The 3,915-nt window shown below is 62.6% G+C and carries 5 protein-coding genes; 2 read left to right on the forward strand and 3 right to left on the reverse strand.

The window, feature by feature from the left end; genetic code table 11:
• Nucleotides 1-35 precede the first annotated feature (35 nt).
• Complete coding sequence (locus tag G1E_RS25935) at nucleotides 36-320, reverse strand: pyrimidine/purine nucleoside phosphorylase (RefSeq protein WP_009684816.1); 285 nt, start codon at nucleotides 318-320, stop codon at nucleotides 36-38.
• A gap of 73 nt (nucleotides 321-393) precedes the next feature.
• Nucleotides 394-945: an exonuclease domain-containing protein gene (locus G1E_RS25940; protein ID WP_009684815.1), complete on the reverse strand. Its 552-nt coding sequence runs from the start codon at nucleotides 943-945 to the stop codon at nucleotides 394-396.
• 185 nt (nucleotides 946-1,130) lie between these two features.
• On the opposite strand from G1E_RS25940, the gene G1E_RS25945 reads away from it, so the two are divergent.
• Both G1E_RS25945 and G1E_RS25950 read left to right on the forward strand, forming a co-directional pair.
• Nucleotides 1,131-1,940, forward strand: coding sequence for an ABC transporter substrate-binding protein (locus tag G1E_RS25945; protein ID WP_009684814.1), 810 nt, complete (start codon nucleotides 1,131-1,133; stop codon nucleotides 1,938-1,940).
• Between the two features lie 62 nt (nucleotides 1,941-2,002).
• Nucleotides 2,003-3,016 carry a GNAT family N-acetyltransferase gene (locus G1E_RS25950; RefSeq protein WP_009684813.1) on the forward strand — a complete coding sequence of 338 codons (1,014 nt, stop codon included), beginning with the start codon at nucleotides 2,003-2,005 and terminating at the stop codon, nucleotides 3,014-3,016.
• 131 nt (nucleotides 3,017-3,147) lie between these two features.
• Here G1E_RS25950 and G1E_RS25955 read toward each other — a convergent pair whose 3' ends face one another.
• Nucleotides 3,148-3,678 (reverse strand): RNA polymerase factor sigma-70, encoded by a 531-nt coding sequence (locus G1E_RS25955; protein ID WP_009684812.1) that lies wholly within the window; start codon nucleotides 3,676-3,678, stop codon nucleotides 3,148-3,150.
• Nucleotides 3,679-3,915 lie beyond the last annotated feature (237 nt).

Consider the following 3,915-nt stretch of genomic DNA (forward strand, 5'->3'; position numbering starts at 1 on the left):
GGCTTGCCGGCGATAGGGCGGGTGCAGGCTGACGCTTAGTCGCGGTACTCGCACAGGTAGGCGGTGTCGACCTTCACCTGCAGCTGGAACTTGCTGTCAGCCGGTACATTGAACGTGTCGCCCGCCTTGAAGGTTTCCCAGTTGTCGCTGCCTGGCAGCTTGACGATCAACGCACCCGACACCACGTGCATGATTTCACGCTTGGCGGTGCCGAACTCGTATTCGCCCGGGGCCATCACGCCGACAGTGGCCGGGCCTTCTTCGCCCGTGAAGGCGATCGACTTGACGGTCCCGTTGAAGTACTCGTTGACCTGGAACATGGGCGTCTCCTGAAAAAGGGGAGGAAAAAGGGCTGGCCAGTATGCCCAAGCCCAATGGCCTCGTCATCTGCTTTCAGGGCCCGTCGGCGGGCAGGCTCAAGGGCAGCAGCCGCGCTGTGTTGCGCGCATCTTCCAGGGCCCGGTGCTGCTGCCCGCAGAAGTGCATGCCAGCCAGTTGCAGGGCGCCGTTCAGGCCGGCAGGGCGCTGTAGGTGGCGGGCCTTGGCAAAGCGTTGCTTGAGGTTGATGTGCGCCAGCGTGCGCAGCAGGCTGTCCACGCCGTGCAGGTGCCATTCCTGATGCAGTTGCTGGCGGTCGTAGTCGCCCCAACTGACCCAGGCCTGCAACTGTTCACGATGCTGCCCGAGCCAGTGCTCGAAGCTGGCCCATACCTCGCGAAACGGCGCGGCCGCATCGACGTCGGCCTGGCTGATGTGGGTCAGCTCGCGACAGAACGGGGTCAGCTGCGGGCGCCGCCGCGGGCGCACGAAACGCTGGAAGTGGTCGACCTCACGGCCTTCGCGGGTGACCAGGCTCGCGCCGATTTCAATGACTTCCATCTCCGTGACCGGCCACCCACCCTCATCGGTGGTGGCCTCCAGGTCGATCACCAACCAATGGCCCATACCAGGCTCCCTTGCAGATCCTGCTAGAGCGTAGCCAAACTCGGCGCATCCGGCACCTCGTGGCATTTTGCCGCCCGTTTTGTCACCGCCAATGGCGTATCGAGGGGCACGAAAGCCGGAGGCAGCAGTTGTGCCGCCCCGGTAAAACGCCTAGCTTAAGCGAACCCAGGCATGAACCGTGATGAATGTCCGCCTTTACCCTTGCGCCCGGCCTGAAGGCCTTGTCCACCCTCATGTTGCTGGCTGTTTACTGGTTGGCCGTACCGGCATGCGCGGCAGGTGCCATCGAGGTGAAAGTCGGTGCCGCGCATTTCCCGCCGTATACGGTGCGCCCCGAGCAGGGCGCCGATATCGGCTTGTTGCCGCAGTTGGTCGCTGCGCTCAACCGTGCCCAGCAGCGCTACCGCTTCGTATTGGTGCCCACTTCCATCCAGCGGCGTTTCAGTGACTTGCAGCAGGGCCGTACCGATATGGCCATTTTCGAGAACCCGCAGTGGGGCTGGGAGCAGATCCCCCATCAACAGGTGGACATGGGCCTGGAAGATGCCGAAGTGTTCGTGGCCCGCCAGGTGGACGGGCGCGCCCCGCATTACTTCGATGACCTGAAGGGCAAGCGCCTGGCCCTGTTCAACGGCTATCACTATGCGTTCGCCGGTTTCAACGCCGACCCGCGCTACCTGCGCAAGGCCTACAATGCGACGTTGACCTATTCGCACGACAGCAACCTGCTGATGGTGCAGGCGGGCCGCGCCGACATTGCCCTGGTCACGCGCTCCTACCTCAGTGACTTCCTGGCACGTAACCCGTCCAGCCGTGCGCAACTGGTTGCATCGCAGCGCATCGATCAGGTTTACCACCACTACGCGCTGCTGCGGCCCGCCGCGCCCATTGGCGAGCGGTCGTTCGCTGAACTGTTGAGAGGTTTGCGTGATAGCGGTGAACTGGCGCGCATTTTCCAGCCTTACCGCATCGCCGTCAGTGCGCCCGAGGACTAAATTGCCGCGGCGTGGCATCGTTCTCGACAGTGAGCCCTTTGTTCATTTCGCGAGACCCACCCATGCCCTTCGATGCCGCTTCGCAGCCACAGTCACCGCCACGTTGGCGCAGCCTCAGTGCCGAGGAGGGGGCCAACAGGCTGAGCCTGACCCTGGAGGGCCGCCCGCTGGCGCAGGTGCGCCTGCAGGCGGGTCCAACCTTGCAGGTACACCTTGAGCAGCTGTGCCCCGAGCGCCCTTATCAAGCCTTGTGGGCGGCCTGCTATTGGCTGTTGTCCCGTGACAGTGCCTGCCAGCGCCTGGCCTGGCACCTGCCCGAGGTGGTGCCGCAGGCATTGGCCAGCGGCCTGCTGCTGGTGGGCGATGTGCCTGGGCAGTACCTGTGCGAGCGCGCGCTGTTCTGGCAATTGCCGCAGCCCTGGCTGGGTGAGGCGCTGGCTGCCCCCTACCCGCAGCAGATGCAGATCAGCAACGGCAAGCGCCACCCGCGGCGGGCGCCCAAGCCCCGTGGCGAGGTCTATCGGCGCTTCGATGCGCGGCTGGGTAGCTGGGTGTCACTGCGCACCCTGGACATCGAGCATGACCTGGAGCGCTTCAACCGCTGGCAGAACGACCCGCGCGTGGAGGCGTTCTGGCAGGAAAGCGGCACGCTTGCCCAGCACCGCGAGTACCTGGCCAAGCTGGAGGCCGACCCGCATACCCTGACGTTGATTGGCTGCTTCGACGATCAGCCATTTGCCTATTTCGAGGCTTACTGGGCCAAGGAGGATCGCATTGCACCGTTCTACCCAGCTGATGACTACGACCGCGGCATCCACATGCTGGTCGGGGAGCAGAGCCATCGTGGGCCCCACAAGGTCACCAGCTGGCTATCGGCGCTGGTGCATTACCTGTTCTTGGATGACCCGCGTACCCAGCGGGTGGTCGCCGAGCCGCGTGCCGACAATGGCAAGATGATCGGCTACATGCACGACCAGTGCTTCCATTGCGAGAAGGAGTTCGACTTCCCGCACAAGCGCGCGGCGCTGATGATTCTGGGGCGGGAGCGGTTCTTCGATCGTTGCAGGCTCGCCTGATGGCCAGAGCGGCAAGCTGCAAGCTGCAAGCTACAAGCTGCAAGCTACAAGCAAAAGCCGATCGCGTTCTGCTTTGGCTTTTTCTTTTAACTTGAAGCTTGTAGCTTGTAGCTTGAAGCTTGCAGCTAGGGTCAGCCCTGCCGGTTGGCGGTCTTGCGGCAATGCACCAGGGCATCGCGGATCATGAAGTTGACCAAGGTCGGCGACACGCCTAGTTCCTTGGCGATGTCCTTCTGCGGTACGCCATGCAGGCGGTACATCTCGAACGCATAGCGGGTGCGCTGGGGCAACTGGTTCAGCGCTTCGGCTATATCGTCCAGCGCGGCCAGGTTGATGTGGGTGGCTTCGGGCGAGGCGTTCTGGATGACCACATTCAGGCCTTCCTCTTCACTGCCGGAGTATCTCAGCTCCATCGCCTGCTTGCGGTAATGGTCGATCGCCAGGTTGCGCACGATCTGGAACAGGTAGCTCAGCTGCGCCTTGAACGACGAGGTTATCTGCGGAGCGGCGCTGAGCCGGAAGAAGGCGTCCTGCACCACATCTTCGGCACGCGAGCGGCAGCCGGTAATGCGCGCTGCAATCTTGACCAGAATGCTGCGGTTGTCTACGAAGGCCTGCAGTAATGGTGAATCGCACTTACTTGTGGATAGTTGTTCCGCCATGGAAATCACCTTGTCACAAAGGGGGAGGAGGCACCCGGGGCAGGGAAGCTTCCTACGACGTGCGACAAGCTATTCACAATGATAATGATTGTCAAATGCGAAATGTAATTGGTATCAGGATTTTTCGATTTTTGCGAGGTCTGTCGGGGGGCGTGGTGCCTGCCTGGAGAAAGTGTTGCGACGACAAAGTGCAGGCCATGACAGGTGTGTCGCCTGGAAGACCGAGCGCCGCCCGCG

The organism is Pseudomonas sp. TJI-51 (assembly GCF_000190455.2).
In the GTDB taxonomy this organism is placed as follows: domain Bacteria; phylum Pseudomonadota; class Gammaproteobacteria; order Pseudomonadales; family Pseudomonadaceae; genus Aquipseudomonas; species Aquipseudomonas juntendi.

Bases quoted from the DNA above. Each gene is read 5' to 3' on its own strand.
- G1E_RS25935 (WP_009684816.1), bottom strand. From the start codon at position 320: ATGTTCCAGGTCAACGAGTACTTCAACGGGACCGTCAAGTCGATCGCC.
- G1E_RS25940 (WP_009684815.1), bottom strand. From the start codon at position 945: ATGGGCCATTGGTTGGTGATCGACCTGGAGGCCACCACCGATGAGGGT.
- G1E_RS25945 (WP_009684814.1), top strand. From the start codon at position 1,131: ATGTCCGCCTTTACCCTTGCGCCCGGCCTGAAGGCCTTGTCCACCCTC.
- G1E_RS25950 (WP_009684813.1), top strand. From the start codon at position 2,003: ATGCCCTTCGATGCCGCTTCGCAGCCACAGTCACCGCCACGTTGGCGC.
- G1E_RS25955 (WP_009684812.1), bottom strand. From the start codon at position 3,678: ATGGCGGAACAACTATCCACAAGTAAGTGCGATTCACCATTACTGCAG.